This is a genomic window from Microbacterium sp. bgisy189, from assembly GCF_965345345.1.
Taxonomy (GTDB): domain Bacteria; phylum Actinomycetota; class Actinomycetes; order Actinomycetales; family Microbacteriaceae; genus Microbacterium.
Window position 1 is genome coordinate 19,997 of record NZ_CBDRMZ010000008.1, and the last position, 20,820, is coordinate 40,816.

General features: G+C 66.7%; 18 protein-coding genes. 4 read left to right on the forward strand and 14 right to left on the reverse strand.

The genetic code is table 11. The features are described 5' to 3' along the window. Positions 1-41: 41 nt before the first annotated feature. A complete protein-coding gene (locus ACSF8R_RS10810; protein WP_434811891.1) occupies positions 42-1,208 on the forward strand; it encodes a fatty acid desaturase family protein in 1,167 nt (388 codons plus the stop codon). Between the two features lie 188 nt (positions 1,209-1,396). Here ACSF8R_RS10810 and ACSF8R_RS10815 read toward each other — a convergent pair whose 3' ends face one another. Together ACSF8R_RS10815 and ACSF8R_RS10820 are read right to left on the reverse strand one after the other, a co-directional pair. Next, a complete protein-coding gene (locus tag ACSF8R_RS10815; RefSeq protein WP_434811892.1) occupies positions 1,397-1,741 on the reverse strand; it encodes a type II toxin-antitoxin system PemK/MazF family toxin in 345 nt (114 codons plus the stop codon). Further along, positions 1,738-2,028, reverse strand: coding sequence for a ribbon-helix-helix protein (locus ACSF8R_RS10820; protein WP_434812007.1), 291 nt, complete (start codon positions 2,026-2,028; stop codon positions 1,738-1,740). Before ACSF8R_RS10820 ends, ACSF8R_RS10815 begins: the two co-directional genes overlap by 4 nt. Before the next feature lie 358 nt (positions 2,029-2,386). Here ACSF8R_RS10820 and ACSF8R_RS10825 point away from each other — a divergent pair, with 358 nt between their 5' ends. The 3 genes from ACSF8R_RS10825 (at position 2,387) to ACSF8R_RS10835 (ending at position 3,503) form a co-directional block, all read left to right on the forward strand. Then, complete coding sequence (locus ACSF8R_RS10825) at positions 2,387-2,935, forward strand: SRPBCC family protein (RefSeq protein WP_434811893.1); 549 nt, start codon at positions 2,387-2,389, stop codon at positions 2,933-2,935. A 66-nt stretch (positions 2,936-3,001) separates the two neighbouring features. Further along, the gene (locus ACSF8R_RS10830) at positions 3,002-3,187 is read left to right on the forward strand and encodes a TY-Chap2 family putative peptide chaperone (RefSeq protein ID WP_434812008.1); all 186 of its coding nucleotides are present in this window, start codon (positions 3,002-3,004) and stop codon (positions 3,185-3,187) included. Positions 3,188-3,194: 7 nt separating this feature from the next. Beyond that, the gene (locus ACSF8R_RS10835) at positions 3,195-3,503 is read left to right on the forward strand and encodes a hypothetical protein (RefSeq protein WP_434811894.1); all 309 of its coding nucleotides are present in this window, start codon (positions 3,195-3,197) and stop codon (positions 3,501-3,503) included. Between the two features lie 283 nt (positions 3,504-3,786). Here ACSF8R_RS10835 and ACSF8R_RS10840 read toward each other — a convergent pair whose 3' ends face one another. The 12 genes from ACSF8R_RS10840 to merB form a co-directional block, all read right to left on the reverse strand. Then, positions 3,787-5,316, reverse strand: a complete 1,530-nt coding sequence (locus ACSF8R_RS10840; RefSeq protein ID WP_434811895.1) for a multicopper oxidase family protein — start codon at positions 5,314-5,316, stop codon at positions 3,787-3,789. Next, positions 5,309-7,900 (reverse strand): heavy metal translocating P-type ATPase, encoded by a 2,592-nt coding sequence (locus ACSF8R_RS10845; RefSeq protein WP_434811896.1) that lies wholly within the window; start codon positions 7,898-7,900, stop codon positions 5,309-5,311. The genes ACSF8R_RS10840 and ACSF8R_RS10845 overlap by 8 nt, the downstream gene beginning before the upstream one ends. Beyond that, positions 7,897-10,350, reverse strand: coding sequence for a phosphoketolase family protein (locus ACSF8R_RS10850; RefSeq protein ID WP_434811897.1), 2,454 nt, complete (start codon positions 10,348-10,350; stop codon positions 7,897-7,899). The genes ACSF8R_RS10845 and ACSF8R_RS10850 overlap by 4 nt, the downstream gene beginning before the upstream one ends. Before the next feature lie 58 nt (positions 10,351-10,408). Then, the gene (locus tag ACSF8R_RS10855) at positions 10,409-11,269 is read right to left on the reverse strand and encodes a F510_1955 family glycosylhydrolase (RefSeq protein ID WP_434811898.1); all 861 of its coding nucleotides are present in this window, start codon (positions 11,267-11,269) and stop codon (positions 10,409-10,411) included. A gap of 117 nt (positions 11,270-11,386) precedes the next feature. After that, positions 11,387-12,001: a DUF305 domain-containing protein gene (locus tag ACSF8R_RS10860; RefSeq protein ID WP_434811899.1), complete on the reverse strand. Its 615-nt coding sequence runs from the start codon at positions 11,999-12,001 to the stop codon at positions 11,387-11,389. A 100-nt stretch (positions 12,002-12,101) separates the two neighbouring features. After that, positions 12,102-12,572, reverse strand: coding sequence for a DUF6153 family protein (locus tag ACSF8R_RS10865; protein WP_434811900.1), 471 nt, complete (start codon positions 12,570-12,572; stop codon positions 12,102-12,104). A gap of 51 nt (positions 12,573-12,623) precedes the next feature. Then, a complete protein-coding gene (locus tag ACSF8R_RS10870; RefSeq protein WP_434811901.1) occupies positions 12,624-13,307 on the reverse strand; it encodes a hypothetical protein in 684 nt (227 codons plus the stop codon). A gap of 203 nt (positions 13,308-13,510) precedes the next feature. Continuing rightward, complete coding sequence (locus tag ACSF8R_RS10875) at positions 13,511-14,110, reverse strand: signal peptidase II (protein WP_434811902.1); 600 nt, start codon at positions 14,108-14,110, stop codon at positions 13,511-13,513. Next, positions 14,107-16,011, reverse strand: coding sequence for a heavy metal translocating P-type ATPase (locus ACSF8R_RS10880; RefSeq protein ID WP_434811903.1), 1,905 nt, complete (start codon positions 16,009-16,011; stop codon positions 14,107-14,109). Before ACSF8R_RS10880 ends, ACSF8R_RS10875 begins: the two co-directional genes overlap by 4 nt. Next, positions 16,008-16,367 (reverse strand): Cd(II)/Pb(II)-sensing metalloregulatory transcriptional regulator CmtR, encoded by a 360-nt coding sequence (gene cmtR, locus ACSF8R_RS10885; protein ID WP_330170743.1) that lies wholly within the window; start codon positions 16,365-16,367, stop codon positions 16,008-16,010. Before cmtR ends, ACSF8R_RS10880 begins: the two co-directional genes overlap by 4 nt. Before the next feature lie 246 nt (positions 16,368-16,613). Then, positions 16,614-20,318 carry a hypothetical protein gene (locus tag ACSF8R_RS10890; protein WP_434811904.1) on the reverse strand — a complete coding sequence of 1,235 codons (3,705 nt, stop codon included), beginning with the start codon at positions 20,316-20,318 and terminating at the stop codon, positions 16,614-16,616. Between the two features lie 56 nt (positions 20,319-20,374). After that, positions 20,375-20,779 (reverse strand): organomercurial lyase, encoded by a 405-nt coding sequence (merB, locus tag ACSF8R_RS10895; RefSeq protein ID WP_434811905.1) that lies wholly within the window; start codon positions 20,777-20,779, stop codon positions 20,375-20,377. Positions 20,780-20,820 lie beyond the last annotated feature (41 nt).

A 20,820-nucleotide genomic window follows, 5' to 3' on the forward strand; every position in this document is an offset into this window, starting at 1 on the left:
GCCGGTCCGCTCATGGTCGAGCGCGTAGCGTGGTGGCAGCGATGGGCGCCCCGCCTCTGGCTGTGAAACGGCCGACCGGTCCCCATCGAAACTGGTGCACTATCTCTTCCACCATCACCGCGAACCGTCTCGGCCCCGTCCGTCAGACCTATGCCGGCACGACCGAGTTTCCCCCGATGACGCGGGCGTACACCGAGGTGTCGCAGGTGGTCAAAGAGAGCGGGCTGCTGCGCAGAACACCCTGGTTCTATGGCGCTGTGGGACTCGTGCTACTGCTCGGATTCGGCGGCGCGATCACGGGATTCGTGCTGCTTGGCAACAGCTGGTTCCAGTTGCTGATCGCCGGCGCCCTCGGCATCCTGTTCACGCAGGTCGCGTTCCTCGGGCACGAGGCTGCGCACCGACAGATTCTCGCGTCCGGCCCCGCGAACGACCGTCTCGCCCGCGTGCTCGCGAACGGCGTGGTCGGCATGAGCTACTCGTGGTGGACGTCGAAGCACACCCGTCACCACGCGAACCCGAACCGGGTGACGAAAGATCCCGACATCGAGGTCGACACGATCTCGTTCCTCGAAGAGGATGCCACGAAAGCCCGCGGCATCCGCCGGCTCATCACCCGACGACAGGGCTGGTTGTTCTTTCCGCTGCTGACGCTCGAAGGCCTGAACCTGCATGTGTTGGCGATCCGTCACCTACTCGGTCGCGAAGCGGTGAAGGAACGCTGGACGGAGCTGGCGCTGATCGCGCTGCGGTTCGCGGTGATCTGGACGCCGGTGTTCATCTTCCTTCCGCTGGGCATGGCGTTCGCGTTCCTCGGCGTACAGCTGGCGGTGTTCGGCGTGTACATGGGCGCCTCGTTCGCACCGAACCACAAGGGCATGGCGATCATCGCCAAAGACGCCAAGCTCGACTTCTTCAGCAAGCAGGTGCGCACGTCGCGCAACGTCAGCGGCGGCTGGTGGGCGACGTGGCTGATGGGCGGGCTCAACTATCAGATCGAGCACCACCTGTTCCCGAACATGCCGCGCCCGCACCTGGCGCGCGCCCGCGAGATCGTGATCGACCAGTGCCGCGCCCTCGGCGTGCCGTACACCGAGACGACACTGTGGCGCTCGTACGGCATCGTGATCGCCTACCTCAACCGCGTGGGCCTCGCCGCGCGCGACCCGTTCGAGTGCCCGATGATCGCCACGCGCGGGCGGGCCTGACCACCCGCGCGTTCACGCGAGTGTCGACCATGTCGCCCGAGCCCGACGCATCGCCTGGCGTGCGCGTCACATGCTCGGACGGCTCGACCGCTGCGAGCTCGACCGCAGAGTCCATCAGCCCGGAGATCATCAGCGGGACTGGCGTAGAGCCGTCTCCTTCCGGATGCGTCGAGCTTACGAGCTGCACGTCACAGGTCGAAGAAGTCGCCGAGCCAGGTGCGCACCGTGACCAAGCACTCATCGGTCACCTCTCCTGCGATTCCGGTGAGCCTGTCGCGTGGGAGGGTGCGGGGCTGCTCGGTCATGATCCACGACGGACGATCCAGTCCGCTGGGTCCATCCACTCGGACGTGGTTCGGCCACCCACGGTCGACCGTCGTGATGGGGAGCGCGATGACGAGGGTCGTCACGGCATCCAAGTAGCCCTGCGAGGCGACGATCAGCACCGGGCGATGCCCGCCTTGTTCGCGGCCACGGACCGGTTCGAGCGCCGCCCAGGCGACAGCGCCCGGAGCGAGGTCCGACGCCGTCACGACGCGTCGGACAACTCGGCGCGCTCCCAGTCCGCCGTCTCTCGCGCATACGATTCGGTCTCGGCCTCCGTCGAGCCGCTGATCACCGACTTCAGCTGCTCAAGCCGCCGCCGCCGATCTTCGGCATCGGCGAGGTGCGCGAGGTGCGCGCCAAGCGTGAGCCCATCGCGAGCAGCCTGCGCCTTGAGCCTGTCGCGGAGCTCATCACTCACCTTGATGGTCGTGGTCATACTCGGAGTATACCGGCGGCTCTGCGTGGCCTCTCCGGGATCCCCGTTCGCTCCCAGTCAAGGTTCGCGGCGATCTCGATCGCGCCGTCACGCCCGTGCTGACGCCACGCCGGCGGCGAAAGGGATACTGCCTCGCCACGCCGAAGTCCTGAGCCTGCCCACGCGGCGACGCGAAGTCCGCACCTACGAGTGCGACGCCTGCCACGGCTTCCACCTCACGAGTCAGGCCGCGTAGATCAAGGGTCACTGAGGAGCATCGAGAGGTCGCCCGCGCGTAGGACCACATCGGCAGCATCCTCGATGTCGATTCCCACCGGGCGGCGGGCGACGGCAACGGCAACGAACGAGCCGCTGTGGCTGATCGACACCTCGATCTCCGCGCCGCGGATAGAGTGTGCTTGCCAGGAGGCCCGACGTGACCACCGACAAACTGACCATCACCGAGCGCAAGATCGCAGCCCGCGCCTATGCCGGGCGAAGTCGCATTGGCGGGCTCGCTCTGCTGGATGCCCCGGCCGACGTCATCGAGGTGAAGGTCGAGTCGTGGCTGCCGCAACCCGCGGACGTCGTGATCGACTTCTGCCTGCAGCGCCAGAACTTCATCGCGATCATGCCGGAACCGATGCAGGTGCTGTGGTCCTCGACCGAGACGGGCGAACTCGGCGGCACTTATCACTTCAGGTGGTGGCTCAAACACGTCATCCCGATCGAGTGGGTTGCCTTCATCGACTCGCATGAGCCCGGGCGAGAGTTCAGCGACCAGCAGGTCCGGGGATTCTTCCGATACTTCCACCACACCCACACGGCGGTCGACGACGGAACCGGCAGCCGCTACACCGACACGCTGCGCTTCGCGGGGCCGTTCGGGCCGACCATCGACCGCGTGATCCTGCGCAGCCAATTGCTTGCAGTGTTCCGCAAGCGGCACGATCGCATGCGCCGAATGCTTTCGGTTCTCGCATGATCCGCGTGCAGCGAGTGACGTCGGCGGCGCTCGCGCGTCGCTGGGTCGCCCTCCCCGAGCGCCTGCATCGCAGCAGGCCCGGTTTCGTGCCGCTTCTGGGCGCTACTGCGTGGTAGCGCCCCGGTGGCGCTTGTCTCCGCCGAGGGGCGCTTCTCCTTCGATGATGGTTCCGTAGACCTGATGGATGAGTACATCAGGCACAACCGTCGAATGCCGGGGATGGTCGCGAACCTGCTCATGGATCGGCTGTAGCGCGCTCGTGTCCGCTGGAGACCGCTTCCGCGCTCTCCCCATCGCAAGCACGGCGCGAAGGAAGCCTTGGCGCATACGCCACCGGATTCCCGAAGAAGTTCCGGCGAAGGTCACCGAAGACCCTGCCTGCCAGATCGCCGCCGCGAACAATGACAAAGCCAACGCGAAGATCGCGATGGTCGATGCGCTCGGCCGCGTGATGCTCAGCCTGGTCCGTGACAAGACTCAGCTCTTCAAGGAGTACTCGGACAACGCTGACTTCAAGAAGTGGCTTGAGGATGCAGTGTTTCGGGCCACGTACAAGAAGACCGCCTGACTGACGCGAGAGGCCCGAGCTCTGGGACGCTGAACGCAGCCTCCCACCAGCGTCGCATCACTCCGAGGAGGTCCGAGTTCGAGAGCCGAAACGTCCATATGGACACGGTCAAGTTGGCGGAGAACTCGGGGATTCCACGCTAATTGGCAGCAGTTTCGTCAGCAGGATTCCGCGCGAAATGGCAGATCCCTACATAAGAGTAGGAAGTCCACTTAGACTTGACGTCCGCCGCCGTCCGATCGCCCGCGCGATCATCCTCCCGTGCTGGGGATGAACGCGCGGTTCATGACTGGTATCCGAGCACCGTGGTCATGCCGGTCTCGGCGTGGTAGATGTTGTGGCAGTGCGCGACCCACTGGCCGGGGTTGTCGGCGTCGAAGTCGACTGTCAGGGTCTGGCCCGGGAGGATGATGGAGGTGTCCTTCCGGGGGCCGCCGTTCGCGTGCTGGTAGGTGTGGCCGTGCAGGTGGAACGGATGCCACATCTCGGTGTCATTGCGGATCCGCAACTGCACCCGCTCCCCCATACTGATCGCGTGCGCGTCCCGCAACGGGTCGTTCATGTCGAACCGGCGCCCATTGATCCCCCAGTCGTACGCCTCCATCCCCCCGGTCAGCGCGAGGTGCACGACCCGGTCGGGGGATGCCTGGTGCAGGGTGACGGAGGCGGTCGCGCTCAGTCCGGCAGCGGTGCCGACCCTGCCGGTGCCGAGCTCGGCGACGGGGGCGTCGCTGGCCGGAGCCGTGCCAGCGGCGGTGCGAACGAGCGCGAACGCGCGATCCTGCTTGCCTTCCGCGTCGGCGACGACAGGGAACACCCCATCGTCCAGGGTGACCTGCAGGTCGTAGCGTTCGCCCATCCCGATCAGGACACTGTCGACCTCGACAGGATCCACCGGGAACCCGTCGGTGTGGGTGATCGTCAGGGTGTGGCCGCCGATCGCGAACCGGAACGCGGTGTCGCTGCCGGCGTTGATGACACGGATCCGCACCCGGGCACCAGGAGTGCCGGTGAATTGGGCGGGGTCGGCTTTGGGTTTGCCGTTGATGAGGTAGTGCGGGTAGTAGACGTCGCCGGCGTCGCCGCCGAGCAGGTCGGAGGTGGCGCCCATCAGCAGGTTCCCCATCCGCATGAACATGTCGCCCATCCCGCCCATGTCTCCCATGCCCTTCGAGAGGTCGGTGAGGACCTGGTCCGGGGTGGCGGTGACGCCGTCGAGCCAGTCGTCGAGGATCAGCACCCATTCGTCGTCCCACGTCACCTTCTCGTCCGGGTCGTCGATGATGAGCGCACCGTAGAGGCCGTGGTCCAGTTGCGGGCCGACGTGGGGGTGGAACCAGTAGGTGCCCGGATGCGGGGTGACGAACTCGTATGCGAACTGTCCGCCCGGGGCGATGGGGGCTTGGGTGACCGGAGGGACCCCATCCATGTCGTTGCGGAGGGCGAGTCCGTGCCAGTGCACGGAGGTGTCCGCGTCGAGCTGGTTGCGGACGGTCGCTTTCAGCGTGTCGCCTGCGGTGAGCCGGATTACCGGGGCCGGGATACCTCCGAACGCCCAGGTGGCGGCGGCGGTACCGGCCAGGTCGAGCGTGGTGGGGGCGGCGGTGAGGTCGACGGTGGTGACTCGGCCGGTGCCGCCGCGGTTCTTCTCCGTGCCGGACACCGCTGCGCCGGTGGGTGTCACCCATTGCGGCGCGGGGGTGCAGGAGGCGAGCACGGCTGCCGCGACGGCGCCCAGTCCGAGTCCGAGCACACCTCGTCGGGTCAGCAGCATCGGGGAGGACGGTGTGGGAGAGAGCGGACGGTCAGGCATGTTCGGGCTCCTTCTGCATGGTCGTCGCAGCGGGCGCCTGGGCGGGCAGGCGGAGCCGCTTGAGGAGGAGGGCGTTGACGGCGACGATCACGGAGGAACCGGACATCGACAGGGCGGCGATCTCCGGGGACAGCATGATCCCGAACGCCGGGTAGAACACGCCGGCGGCGATGGGGAGGGCGGCGGCGTTGTATCCGATGGCCCAGCCCAGGTTCTGCCGCATCTTTCGCAGTGTGCCCTTGCCGATCTTGAGTGCGATCGCAACATCGAGCGGGTCCGAGCGCATCAGCACCACGTCGGCGGTCTCGATGGCGACGTCGGTGCCGGCGCCGATCGCGATGCCGAGGTCGGCCTGGGCGAGGGCGGGGGCGTCGTTGACGCCGTCGCCGACCATCGCGACCTTCTTGCCCGTCTTCTGCAGCTCGGCGACCTTCGCGGACTTGTCCTCGGGGAGCACATCCGCGATCACGGTGTCGATGCCGAGGAGAGCGGCGATCCGGTCGGCGGTGGGCTTGTTGTCCCCGGTGAGCATCGCGACCTCGACGCCCTGCTCGTGGAGAGCGTCGATCGCGGTCTTTGCGGTGTCCCGGGGTGCGTCGGCGAGACCGATGATCCCGGCGACTTGCCCGTCCACGGCGAACAGGATCGCGGTGCGGCCGGACCCAGCCAGGTCCTGCTGAGCGGCCTGCACCCCGCTGATGTCGATCCCCTCCCCGGTGAGAAGGCGCGGGTTGCCGATGACGACCTGTCGACCGTCGACGGTGGCGATCGCGCCCTGTCCGGTGACGTTTCGGAACGCGGTTGCGGTGCGACGGGGGATGTCGCGGGCGTCGGCGTAATTCACGATCGCTTTCGCCAGAGGATGCTCGGATTCCCGCTCCAACGCGACCGCGAGGGAGAGGGTCTCGAGGTCGTCGCCGCCGACGGGGATGTAGTCGGTGACCTCCGGCTCCCCCTTGGTGAGGGTGCCGGTCTTGTCGAACACGACCGTGTCGATGCGGGCGGCGATTTCGATCCCGGATGCGTTCTTGAACAACACGCCCCGTTTCGCGCCGAGCCCGGTGCCGACCATGATCGCCGTCGGCGTCGCCAATCCGAGGGCGTCGGGGCAGGTGATGACGACGACGGTGATGGCGAACAGGATCGCCATCGGGATTGCAGCGCCGGCGAGCAGCCACACCAGGAAGGTGAGGGTGCCGCCGATCAGGGCGACCAGGACCAGCCAGAACGCTGCCCGGTCGGCGAGGCGCTGTCCGGGGGCTTTGGAGTTCTGCGCCTCCTGCACGAGCTTCACGATCTGGGCCAACGCCGTGTCCGACCCGACTTTGGTGGCTGTGACGCGGAGGGTGCCGACGGTGTTCACGGTCGCTCCGATCACCTCCGACCCGGGCGCTTTGTCCACCGGCATGGATTCGCCGGTAACCATCGACTCGTCCACCTCGGACTCTCCGGATTCCACGACACCGTCGGTGGGGATCTTCGCCCCCGGCCGCACCAGCATCAGATCCCCCGGGACGACCTCGCTGGTGGGGATCTCGACTTCCTGCCCGTCACGGATCACGACCGCCTGCGAGGGTGCGAGCTCCAGCAGGGTGCGGATGGCGTCGTTCGCGCCGCCGCGGGCGCGCATCTCCACCCAATGCCCCAGCAGCACGAAGGTGGCAAGCACCGTGGCGGCTTCGTAGAACACTTCACCGCCGCCGGTGAGGGTGACCGCGAGGGAGTACAGCCAGCCGGCGCCGACTCCGACCGCGACGAGCACCATCATGTCGAGGGTCTTCGCGCGCAGCGCCCGGTAGGCGCCGTCGAAGAAGATCCACGCGGAGTAGAAGATGACCGGCAGCGACAGGATCAGCATGAACACGTCATCGCGCAGCCCGAACGGTGCCGGCACTTCGAATCCGATCACCTCCCGCCCGATCGGAGACCACAGGGTGATCGGGATCGACAGGATCAGCGCGACCAGGAACCGGTTGCGCATGTCGCGGATCATCGCGTCCATCGACATCCCGCCGTGATGCCCACCGTGGCCCATCATCTCCTGCGCACTGTGACCCGACGCTGCACCATGATCGTGCCCACCCGCGGCCGCGGTGTGACCGGCGTGCTCACCGGCATCCGCCGTCGCCGACGGGGCGTGCGTGTGGTCGTGGCCAGCGGCGTGATCGTGGACGGGGTCGTCGTGATGGCCTGCGTGACCCTCATGGCCCGCGTGGCTGGCGTGACCCGTGGCATCCGTGTGGCCCTCGTGCGCGTCGTGACTCGCGTGCGGTTCTTGTGCGCCGTCGGCTGAGGGGCCGGCGTGGTCGTGGGCGCCGTGGTCGTGTGAGTCGCCGGTGGGAGGGCAGATGTGGTCGGGGACGGACTGGCCGGCGCAGTGGTACCCGCAGTCGATGACCCATTGCTGGAGGTGGGCGACCGAGGTGGTCTCGGGGTCGTAGGTGACGGTCGCGGTCTGCGAGACCGGGTTCGCGTCCACGGCGATCACCCCGGGTTGTCGGCCCAGGTGGGCTTCGGTGACGTTCTTGGAGGTCGCGCGGATCATGCCGCTGACCTGCAGGGTCACGGTTCTGGTGTCACTCATTTCGGTTCCTTCCCGATGGCGGGGTCGGTGGTGTCGGGGTGGGGCCAGTGCCAGTCGGCGACGGCGGGGATGTCGGTGCCGTGCTCACGGGTGTGGGCGCGGGCATGCAGGCGGGCGTCCTGCAGCTCCTGCCGCAGCTCCGCGTGGCGGGCGGCGAGGCCCGGGACGTGGTCGAGGACGTCGATCGCCAGCCGGTACCGGTCGAGGTCGTTGAGCATGACCATGTCGAACGGGGTCGTGGTGGTGCCGCGCTCCTGGAAGCCGTGCACGTGCAGGTTCTGGTGCCCGGCGCGGTTGTAGGTGAGCCGGTGGATGAGCCACGGGTAGCCGTGGTAGGCGAAGATCACCGGCTTGTTGGGGGTGAAGATCGCATCGAACTCCCGGTCCGGCAGCCCGTGCGGGTGCTGATCCTCCGACTGCAGCCGGGTCAGGTCGACCACGTTCACCACCCGCACTCTCAGGTCGGGGACGTGCTCGCGCAGCAGCGCCGCGGCGGCGAGGGTCTCGAGGGTGGGGACGTCGCCGGCGGCGGCGAGCACCACATCCGGCTCCGTGCCCTCGGTTTCCGTGCCCGCCCACGGCAGGATGCCCAGCCCGCGGGTGCAGTGCTCGATCGCCTCGTCCATCGTCAGCCACTGCGGGGCGGGCTGCTTCCCGGCGACGACGACGTTGATGTACCCGGCCGAGCGCAGGCAGTGGTCGTAGGTGGACAGCAGCGTGTTCGCGTCGAACGGCAGGTAGACGCGGACGATGTCGGGGCTCTTGTTCAGGGCGAGGTCGATGAACCCGGGGTCCTGGTGAGAGAACCCGTTGTGGTCCTGCCGCCAGACGTGGCTGGAGAGCAGGTAGTTGAAGCTCGGGATCGGGTCCCGCCACGACACCTCCCGGGCCGCTTCGAGCCATTTGGCGTGCTGGTTGAACATCGAGTCGACGATGTGGGTGAACGCCTCGTAGCAGTTGAACAGCCCATGCCGGCCGGTCAGGACGTAGCCCTCGAGCCAGCCCTGGCACTGGTGCTCGCTGAGCACCTCCATCACCCGCCCAGTCGGGGCCAGGTGCTCGTCGACGGGCTCCACGGCCGCGTTCCACTGCTTGCCCGTCGCCGAGTAGACGGGTGGGGCGAGTCGGTTGGAGGCGGTCTCGTCCGGGCCGAAGATGCGGAAGTTGTCCGGATTGTCCCGGATCACCCCCGCCAGCCAATCCCCCAACGTCCGGGTCGCTTCGCCGGTCGACGCCCCGCGCGCGGCGGGGTCGACGGGGTGGGCGTGCTCGCGGAAGTCCGGGAGCCGCAGCGGGATCGTGAGTTGTCCGCCGTTGCCGGCCGGGTTCGCGCTCATCCGCCGATCCCCGTCCGGGGCGATCGCGACCGTGGTCGGGCGCGGGGCGCCGATCACGTCGAACAGCCCGTGCGGACGGTAGGACGCCAGCCAGTCCTCGAGGATCCGCAGGTGCTCCGGATTGTCGCGGACCTCGGCGAGCGGCACCTGATGGGCCCGCCAGGTGCCCTCCACCGGCAGACCGTCGATGATCTTCGGGCAGGTCCACCCCTTCGGGCTGCGCAGCACGATCGCCGGCCACGCCGGCCGCCCCTCCAACGTCCCCGCCGCCGCGGCGGCCTTGATGTCCGCGATCTCATCCAGTACCGCATCCAGCACTGCCGCGAAGGCCGCGTGGGACTCACGCGGGGTTTCCCCATCGAAGCCGACCGTGACGACGTGGGGGTCGTGGCCGTAGCCGCGCAGCAGCGCGACCAGCTCTTCCTCGGGGATGCGGGACAGCACGGTCGGGTTGGCGATCTTGTACCCGTTCAGATGCAGGATCGGCAGCACCACCCCGTCGTGGGCGGGGTTGAGGAACTTGTTGCCGTGCCACGCGGTCGCCAACGGCCCGGTCTCTGCCTCCCCGTCACCGATCACGCAGGCGACCAGCAGGTCGGGGTTGTCGAACGCCGCCCCGTAGGCGTGCACCAGGGAGTAGCCGAGCTCGCCGCCCTCGTTGATCGACCCCGGCGTCTCCGGGGACGCGTGCGAGGGGATCCCGCCGGGGAAGGAGAACTGCCGGAACAACGCCCGCAGCCCCTCTTCGGTGCGGTCGATGCCCGGGTAGCGTTCGGTGTAGGTGCCGTCCAGGTAGGCGTTGGCGACCATGCCGGGTCCGCCGTGCCCGGGCCCGGTCACGTACAGGGCGTTCAGGTCGCGATCGCGGATGGCACGGTTCAGGTGGGCGTAGAGGAAGTTCAGGCCCGGGGTGGTGCCCCAATGGCCCAGCAGCCGCGGCTTGATATCGTCCCGGCTGAGGCGGTGGCGCAGCAGCGGGTTACCCTGCAGGTAGATCTGGCCGATGCTCAGATAGTTCGCCGCCCGCCACCACGCATCCACCGCCGCCAACTGCTCGACGGTGGCATCAGTGGTGCGGTGCGCCCACGCGGGGGGTGCCGGTGTGGGGGTCATGGTCGGTCTCCTTCCGATCCGCGGCCGCTCGGGTCGCGCCAGGTGCGAATGACGGGGGTCATGGTGTTGCCGCCGGGATGAGAACGGTGGCGGTGGTGTCGCGGATCCAGACCACGCCGCGGTCATCGACCAGGACGATCGCACCGTCCCCGGTGACCCCGAGGGCTTGGACGGTTCCCGTGGTGGTGCCGACGTTCTCCCAGCCGGTGCCGACTAGGCGTCGCAACGTCCCGTCGGTGTCCACTCCGACCACCCCACCGGTTGGGTCGGTCTCCACCAGGTACAGCACTGGCGCGTCCGGCGCCGGGGTGAAGGTGGCGCCACCGTCGGTGCTGTGCTGCAGCCCGTCCTGGGTGGCGGCGTACAGGGTGCCGTCGGTCGCGGCGGCCAGGTCGACGGCGGGCAGCTCGGCACCGTCCGCCCAACTCTGCCCGCCGTCGCTGCTGGTGCGCAGCAGTGGGCGGGAGGATCCGATCCCGTACAGGGTGCCGTCGCCGGTGACGGTGAGGACGTGGAAGTCCTCTTCCCCGGTGAACGCGACCGGTTCCCACGAGGCGCCAGCGTCGAGGCTGCGGATGATGCCGAGGTTGGGGGCGCCGAGCTCCGCCGGGGTGGACGGGCCGGGGTGCCCGGACGCGTAGAGGTTGTCACCGGTAGCGGTCAGTCCCATCGCGTCCAGGTCGATGCCACCGACCGGGCCGGTGACGGTGCCGTCCTCGCCCAGCGTGTACAGGCCGGTGTGGGTGCCCAGCAGCACGGTGCCGTCACCGGCGTCGACGATGCCGTGCACATGCCCGAACCCGGCCGCGGTGCTCGCGGGGGCATCGGGCTCCGCAGGGGTGGTGCTGCAGCCCGTGAGCAGCAGCGCGACGGTGACGGTGGCCGTGATCGCCAGTCTGCGGGTGGTGGGAGAGATCATGAACGGAGAGCCTTTCCGTGCGGGTACGCCGGATACCGGTGACCGCACAGGGGTCGAGGGTGGGGCCTCGGACGGGACCGGCATCGGGAGCGCGGGTCCCGTCCGAGGGGTACCGGGTCAGAGGCTGGCGAGGATGTCCTGCATCGTGGTGATCTCGGCGGTCTGCCCGTCGATGATCTGCTGCGCGAGGGCGGCCACGTCCGTGTTCTGCCCGTCGGTGAGCACCGACTGCGCCATCGTCACGGCGCCCTGATGGTGAGCGATCATGCCGTTCAGGAACAGGCGGGTCGCCTCGACCCCGGTCGCGGCATCCAAAGCGGCCATGTCGTCCTCCGACATCATCCCGCCGCCCATGTCCATGCCCTCCATCCCGGACATGGAGTCGTCGTACGGAACGCCCCACTCCTGAAGCCAGCCCTTCATGGTCTGGATCTCCGGGTCCTGTGCGGCCTTGATCTGCTCGGCGAGGGAGACGACCCGCTCGTCGATGCCGTCTTTCGCGAGGATCTGATCGGCCATCTCGATGGCCTGCTGGTGGTGCGGGATCATCATCGTCACGAACATCTCGTCCGCGGCGTTGAACGCGGCGGCGGACTGGGACGGGGCGGTGCTGGTCATCCCCCCGGAGCCGTGGTCCATGCCGGGCATGGTGCCGTCGGTGGGGGCGCAGCCAGCGAGCACGAGCACGGTGGCCAGGGCGCCAGCGGTCAGCGTGAAAGTACGAAAACGCATCAGGGGTGTCCTTGTCTATTCAGTCGGTGAGGGTCTGATTCAGTGCCCGGGAGGGCAGAGCGCAGCATCCCCGGCAAGGGTCGCCGGGGTTCAGGCGGAATCAGGTGCGACTGATGGACAGGACAAGCAGTGAAGGCGGGCGGGGATGCGGCAATCCGGCCAGCAGAGTCCGGGTATGGGAGCGCGAGCGGGCTACGGCGTATGTGAGAAGGGCACGGAACGTCGGGGCGAGCAGGACGATCACCGCGGCCAGCAGCGCCAGCACACACACCATCATCAGCAACGAATGATCCGGCATCCCCGCAGGGCTGCCGCACCCGTCCTGGCAATGCCCCCCAGCGCCCTCCGCCGCAGCTGCGGTCATCGGCGTATCGTCGGCGGCGGCTGGTGCGGAGCCGACCTGGCTGTGCGTGCTCATCGCGCTGGTCTCTGATGCCAGGGCGGGCTGGTGGGAACCGGTCAGGACGTGCATGGACAGCAGCCCGGTGATGATCGCCAGGGCGATCGGAGCGGCCAGCAGGAGCCGTCGCACCCCGGGGGTCAGACGCGCGTGCGAGCGAATCACGTTCACGACCGACCTCCTTCCCGTCCAGGGTAGCGGTGCCCTGCCTCCGCGACACGGTCAGAACACCACGCACGGGAGCGGGTACTCGTCGAAGTAGCTCCCATCGGCGTCTCCGGTCAGGCTGACCGACGTTGCCGCGGTGCCGAGCTTGTCGATTCGCATCCGGTTCGACAACAACACTTGCGCCGCGAATGTGCCAGTAGCGGCGAGCAGCCCGATCACAGTCAGGATCGTCGGACGCTGCCACCACTCCGCATCCGCCCCCAGTTGGAGTGGAGCGCCCCAGCCAGTCACCCAGAACACTGCGGTCACCAACACGCCGGCGAGTACCGAAGTCACAAGAGCGCGGCGCATGGGCAACCGGCTGATCCGCCGGAACCGAGACCCCGGCACCGAGATCGGACGCTCGCGGTACAGCGGCTGCTTGACGATCTCCTTCTGAATGTAGTTCGCCAGCGCATTGCTCTGTCGATCGAACGGCTGCACCCCGACATCGCTCAGCGATGATAGTGAGATCTCGACGACCCTCGACGCCAGACGCTCACGCACCCCCGCAAGGACGCTGCTCTTGCCGCTCCCGTACCCACCCGTCAGCGCGATGTTCCAGACCCGCTTGCGGCGCTCATCGTCCTCCAAGAGCGACACGAGCTCGTCGCTGTACACCTTGTGCTGCTCGGGTACATGCACCGGAACGAGCGGCACCAACCCCAGACCAGTCCCGTCCCCAACGACGTCTGCCATTCCTCTACCCCAGATCAATACACACGATCCGTCCACGAGACCTGGCCCAATGGCCAACTGTGGGCCATCTTGCGGTAGACAATGCCATCTCCACGTGGAACCTACAAACACTGTAGGAACCGCTCAGAGATGTCCATCTGCGCAGCGAAAGGACGCGGGAGTGACAAGCGAGATGTCCTCGAAAGCCAGCCGCGAACATGCTGCTAGATGTCTTCGGGAGTCGATCTGTGCTCGTCGGGCGGATGACTCCACCTTTTGCCTTTCGGCGGCGAGATGTAGAGCAAAATGCCGAGAGCGATGCCGACACCGAGGATGACGTCGGCGAGGTTGCCGATGAACAGGTTGCCGTAGGCGAGGAAGTCGGTGACGTGGCCTCGGCCGAATCCGGGTGGGGCGAGCAGGCGGTCTAGGAGGTTGCCGACTGCGCCTCCCCACAGCAGGCCGATCGCGACCGCCCACCCGGCGGTGCGGGCGCGTGTTGCGGCGATGAGCAGAGCCACGGATGCCGCGGCTGCGATGATGGTGAGCAGCCAGGTTGAGCCGGATCCGAGGGACATGACGGCGCCGGGGTTGAACGCGAGCTGCAAGCCGAGCCAGTCTCCCAGGAGTGGGATGCGGGCTTGTTCGCTGAGCTGCGCGAGGGCGAGTGCTTTGGTTCCCTGGTCGATCAGCACCGCCCCGACAGCGACGGCGCACGCGATCAGGAATAGACGCGGTCGGACGCGCGCGCCAAGAGGGCCGGCGGAACTCACTTCCACGGCATCCGCCCTTCCCTGCGCGAGGCCGTGAACGGGACCGGTCATGCCTTCGTGCGCCGCGCCGCGCGGAGCCCGTTGAGGATAACGATGACCTCCGCGACTTCGTGCACCAGCACCACGGCGGCGAGGCCCAGAATGCCGGTGATCGCGAGCGGTAGCAGGACCGCGATGATCGCGATGGACAGGACGACGTTCTGGTTGATGATGCTGCGGCCGCGGCGGGCGTGAGCGAGGGCCTGCGGGATGAGGCGCAGGTCGTGGCCGGTGAACGCGACGTCGGCGGACTCGATCGCGGCATCTGCGCCCTTGGCTCCCATCGCGATCCCCAGGTCGGCGGCTGCGAGAGCGGGGGCGTCGTTGATGCCGTCCCCGATCATCGCGGTGGGCTGCGACTTCGACAGTTCCGCGACGGCGGTGGCCTTGTCCTCGGGGCGCAGTTCGGCGCGCACGTCGCTGATGCCGGCCTGTGCGGCGAGGGCCGCGGCGGTGCGGGCGTTGTCGCCGGTGAGCATCGTCACGCCGATCCCGCGCCGGTTCAGTATGGCGATGACCTCGGGGACTTCGGGGCGCAGCTCGTCCCGCACTCCGATCGCTCCGGCGGGCTGGTCGTTGCGGTGGACGATGACGACGGTCATCCCCTCGGACTCCATCGCCTCCACGTCGCCGACCAGCGTGCCGGCGTCCAGCCAGCGTGGACTCCCTACGGCGAGACGAGCACCGTCGAGGGTGCCGGCGATGCCGTGGCCGGCGGTCTCGCTGACGTCTGCAGCGGCCGGAGCGTTGGGAACCGCGGTGGTGATCGCTGCGGCGAGGGGATGCGTGCTGTGACCTTCCAGGCTCGCCGCCCACGCCAGCACGTCAGCCTCGGTCACGCCGGTGGTGACGACGCGGGTCACGGTGGGCTCGTTGCGAGTCAGGGTGCCGGTCTTGTCGACGGCGAGGTGGCGGATGCCACCGAACCGCTCGAACGCGGCACCGGACTTCACAACCACACCGAACTTCGACGCAGCCCCGATGGCGGATACGACAGTGACCGGGACGGCGATCGCCAGAGCACACGGCGACGCTGCGACCAGCACGACCAGGGCGCGGGTGATCCACAGCTCGGGGTCGCCGCTCAGCAGCGACCCGAGCACGCCGACCAGCACGGCGAGGATCATCACGCCGGGCACGAGGGGTCGGGCGATGCGGTCGGCCAGGCGGGCGCGGTCGCCCTTCTCGGCCTGCGCCTGCTCGACCAGTTCCACAATCGTGGTGAGCGAGTTGTCGGTGCCAGCGGCGGTGGCCTCGACCTCGAGGACGCCGGTGGTGTTGATCGACCCGGCCGACACGTCGGTGCCGGGTTCGACCTCGACCGGGATCGACTCGCCTGTGATCGCGGACGTGTCCAGGCTGCTCCGCCCGGCGCGCACGATACCGTCTGTCGCGATCCGTTCACCCGGCCGGACCACGAGCACGTCACCGACGCGCAGCTCCTTCGCCTCTACCTCGGCTGTGGCGTCGCCGCGCTTGACGAGCGCGGTGTCGGGCACGAGTTTCAACAGTGCCCGCAACCCCGCGCGGGCGCGGTCCATCGCCTTGTCTTCCAGCGCCTCTGCGATCGAGTACAGGAACGCCAGCGCGGCGGCCTCCTCGACGTAGCCGAGGATCACCGCGCCGGTGGCGCTGATCGTCATGAGCAGGCCGATGCCGAGCTTGCCCTTGGTGAACAGCTTGCGCAGCGCGCCCGGCACGAACGTGTACGCGCCCAGCAGCAGACCGATCCAGAACAACACCAGGCCCGCGGTCTCCGCGCCGGTCCACTCGCACACCAGGCCGGCGGCGAACGCGACGCCGGAGGCGATCGGGATCAGAACGCTCGGGCTCCGATACCAGGACCGGTCATCGTCATCATCGTCGTCGTCGAGGTCGACGTGCTCGACTTGCGAACCCGTGACCGCGCTCACGCCCGCACCTCCCCCGCCACGCAACCTTCGACCCCGCAGTTCGGGTCCATGCACGGCACGCTCTCGTCGACCGCGAGTGTCACATCCACCAGCGCCGTCAGGGCGCGGGCAAGGTGCGGGTCTGCGACCTCGTAGCGGGTCTGCCGGCCCTCGGGCTCGGCCACCACGATCCCGCACCCGCGCAGACACGTCAGATGGTTCGACACATTCGAGCGGGACAACCCCAACTCGCGAGACAGCACCGCCGGGTAACTCGGGCCGGCCAAGAGAGTCAGGAGAATGCGAGAGCGGGTCGGGTCGGCCATAGCTCGACCGAGCCGGTTCATCACATCAAGTTGATCAGCAATAGTCAGCACACGATGACTATACATCAACTGCTGTACTCCGTCGGGCGCTTGCTTCTTCGTACTTTGACCCGCGATTCTCCCGAGAAATGTCCGGATGGACATCGCGTGGACATTTCATCCGCCAAATGGACAACTCAGAAAAATCCCTACAACACCTTGTCGGGCACTTCACTAGTTTGTCCGGACACGGCGGCTTCGAGGGCATTCCGCCAGCAGTTTGTCCGGAGTTTCCGCCAGCTAGATTTGTCCGCGGGATCACATCCGGTTACGGACACCCTTCCCGGCTCCCCATCCGCGGCTGAATATCTCGACGCGACCGGCCCCCTCAAGACGCTCCAGGAGGGTCTTGGCTGACGAAACGGGCGGAAGGTCGAACTCCACCCCCGGACCGCTTGTTAGCGCGTTGTATGGCGCCCCGAGGAATGCCATCGTCTCGATCAATTGATCAGGGCTGAGATCTCGATCTCGAACCAAATGCGGGAGCACGGCGCTGGCGTCCATGGTGACTCTCGCGATACGGCTGACCTGCTCGCGCGGAATCCTGATCCACTTTTCCGCGGCGTAGACGCCCACGGCCCGGAGCGGCTCGACCTCGTCATCCGGGACGAACGCAGTGACTTCCTCCGCAACCCTGTTGCGGAGGACCTCCGGGACGCCAGCGCTGCGAACCAGCTCTGCGACATACCCCGACACGAGCGCTGGCGTGAGGAACGTCTCGACGTTCTCCGATACGGCGAATGCGGCTGCGACGGAGGCCCAGCCGCCGCTGGAGAAGTGCTCGAACGTCGACGCCTCGTCAGGAACGAGTCCGGCTTCTAGCGCCCTCGCCAAGAGATCGTCGCCGGCTGGCGCCAGGGCAGCCGCGTCAACCCCGTTACGTAGGTCGAGCTGGATCGCAAGACCTACCCGAACAGATGCCGGGAGAAGTGCGCCGGCATTGAGGACAAGCACGGCGAGAGCGCGCCGGTCGTCTTCGTCAACCTCATCAACACCCTGCAGCGGAATGGCCTCTCCGTCGTCGACGAGAAACTGAACGAGGTCGTGATCGATGCCGTGCGCCGAGGCGTACTCATTCACATTGGCGACAGCGGGCATAACACGACGCTCCGCAACAAGAAGGGGCCAGGCGTCAAGTGGGACATCAGTGATATCGGCAAGCGCTGCTGTCTGCGAGCTCGACGCGATGACTCTTGCGAGTTGCTCATCGCTCCACGTGCCGTGCTGTTCCGAGATGACGGCTTGAAGGACAGCCTCGGCAGTCACGGTCTCTGCGTCAGGCTGAGATGCGAAGAGCGTGCCTAGGTATACGTCAATGTTCTCCTTGACGTAATGCCAGACCGCTTCGTGCTTGCGCGCCTCGTCAATTGTGGGGGTGGTCGTGATCTCCAGGGCAAGCTGCAGGTTCGGCGTCGAGATCTGATACATCTCCCCAGCAACGACGCGCGTTCGCAACGGTGCGCCGAGGACACCCAGATCCTCGACGAGGATGTTGGCGGACTGGAGGAATCCGTAGATCGTCGCCGTCCTCTCCGGAGACTGGGGATCACGAACGCCACCAAGATTCGCGTACTCACTGGAGAGTAGTGAGAGAGCTTCACCGTCGACATCATAGGCATCGGCCGTCTTGCTGCTTAGCAGCGCCGCGTCGAGGAGGCGGATCCGGGTGTCTTCGTCGGGCATGCCAGAGTGAGTGGCGATGTACTGAAAGAGGTCTCTCCATGGATGCTCGGCGAGCAGCGCGACAAGCTTCTCGCGTGGCGTCGTCGGCGAATTGATGAACGCGTCGAGGAAGGTCTGAGCGTCCTTGCTGAAATCGGCGACGACAAACTCAACCACTTCTTTGGCCGCCGCCAAGTCGTTGCCCAGGAGGTACGAGACCACTTCCAGGTTGAGCGCACTGGCGGAACTTGTGAAGTCTGCCGGTACTTGTTCGAGCAGGTTCGCCACCGCATTCTCGGTCTTGAATGAGTAGTCGACGTACATCTGGTTCGGCTGGACGCTGTGGTTGTAGAAGAAGGCGACGTCCACGCCGATGAAGCTCCCGTAGAACCGAGCTGAGTACTCCGCGTAATTCCGGGTCAGGAATCCGCGACGCACGAGGTCCCGTGCGAGCTCGGAATCGAGCGTGCTCGTGATCGTGTCCTTGAACGGTGTCTTGCCCGAAGCGATGTTCTCGTAGTGAGCGAGGTCCTTGAAATCCGCACCGCGTAGGGATGCAATGTCCTCGTCGTATCGCCGCACCTGACGGGTGAGTTCTGCGGGACTCGAGTCGCGCCAAACGTCGCTGTCCATGCTGTCGGGGAACAAGGACGTGAGTTGTGCGGCATCGATGATCACGGCATTGTTCTCGTAGTTCGGCCGGGCGGGTGTCAGCGTCAGCGTGCCTGCTTCTGAGACGTGCCGCCAGAACGTCGGGGAAGTCACCTCATCGAACGCGCGGGTTTGCCCTTGGACGTAGATTCCCGCATAGCCGTATGAGGTACGAGCCGACACCAGGTCCTTGACGAGTAACAGGCGTGCTCCGAGAGTCGCCGCCGTTTCGTCTTGGACGCGTCGCTTCTCTTCCGTCCGGATCAGTTCGCGACGCTTCTTCTGTAGCTCCTCGATGGTGGCCCGAACGAGCCCTCGATGGCTGTTCTCAAGCGCGTCAAGAGCACTCGCCCGCTGGGGGATTGCTTCGAAGTCCGCGAGGTGGAAGTTCTTGTAGGCGACCAGTGCGAACAGGTCGTCCGGGGTCATGCCTGGTGCGCGATTCTCAGTCCAGTAGAGCTGCTCGGCGAACACCGCGAACTCGTTGCAGATGTTGATCAGCAACCTCATGTCAGTGGTGTGGCGCGCGACGAGATCCAAGAGCGGCCGGGTCACGAGATCCTTCGGAAGGCCGAGCTTCGTGAGCGCTCCTGCAAGGAGGTCTCGAGCGTTGCGATGGGAGATGAATGGCACGACGGGAACCACCAGTTCAAAGAACTTCGTCCTGTTCGCACGTTCCACGGCCGCGGCGGCCAAATCAATCTTGCGTTCCCGGTCAGTCGTCGGTTTCGACGGTTCGTCGTCCGATCCCGGATCCTTCTCGTCGAGATCCGTGCCGATCTTCTCAAACAAGCTGTCCTTGATCGCGTAGATATACCGAAGCGGATGATCCTTGCCGATCCAGTGAGAAGAGGCGTTGATCAACGTGTTGAGTTCACGGAGAGAGTCGAAGATCTGCGGATCGTCGAAGCGATCGAGGTCTTCAAAGATCACGTACTTCGGTTCAACAGCGTCGAAAAAGGCGACGATCTCGTCGAGATAGCCGTCGAAGTACGTGGTCGGCTTATCGCCGAGGGTGATCGTCGTCCCCGCTGTCGTGACCTGTGAAACGACGCGGTCCCCGATGACCAGCCGCACCACCCACACGACCGCAACGACGAGAGCGACGAATATCCCGCCCAAGAGGAGTGTCAAGAACGGGTTGCTGGTGCCCCCGAACCAACTGTCACCCGGACGGAGACCTATCAGCCAGAGCAGTAGCAGCCCTCCAGCTGTGATCCCGACCGCTTCGAAGAACGCACGCCAGCGGGTGAGCGGTCTGCTTCGCACGAACCGCGAACGGCGGAGCTTCCCCGGCTCGGCACGATAGACGAGCTGTTTGACAAGCTCTTTCTGAATCCGGTTGGTGAGGTCCTCGTCGTCCTCGTCGGGTCCGAGAGTATTGATGCTGATTCGGAGAGTATCGGCCTTGTGTGCGCGTTCGAACTGATCGAGCACGCTGGACTTTCCGGAACCGTATCGACCTGTGAGTGCGATGTTGCGATTCCTGGGGTCCTTCATCGCATCCTCAAGATGCCGCAGATAGCCCGCGTGGTGTGGTTCCTCATACTCGGGAGCAAGAGAGCGGAGGACAACCGTCGGCGCCGGCTGCTCCGACGGCTGAGATTCAACGTCGGTCGCTATCCGATCAGCTTCGTTCTCTGCAGGCACAGTGCCAGTATGGTCGGACCCTCGGACGAAGCCTGTGTTGCCGTGCGCACACGGACCTAGACCGCGCGGGGCACGATGGTGACCCGGATCGGCTCGCCGCTGGTCGGGGAGACCGACTCCACGCTCGCCGCGCGCTCGAGCAGGGTCGGAAAGATCAGGGTGTCCAGGGCGCACCAGGTGTAGAGCTCCTCACCGGCCACGGTGAACCGGTGAGGGGTGGGGCGCAGGGTGAGGCCCTGGCCGATGATGCGGCCCTGGTCGTCGTACTCGGTGTCCGGCACCGCGGCCAGACCCGTGCGTACGTCGTCGACCGGACGGCCGGCGGCCGCGGCGAACTGCTCGACGGTGACCGGGCCGCCCTCGACGATCAGCCGCAGCAGCGGGATCAATAGGACGGCGTCAAGGCCGGTCTCTTCGGTGTTGTTGAGTCGTTCGGGCAGTTGCGTCGTGAGCTCCGACATGGCGGTACCTTCTTCATGAGTCGGGTGGAGGCTGTCGGCTG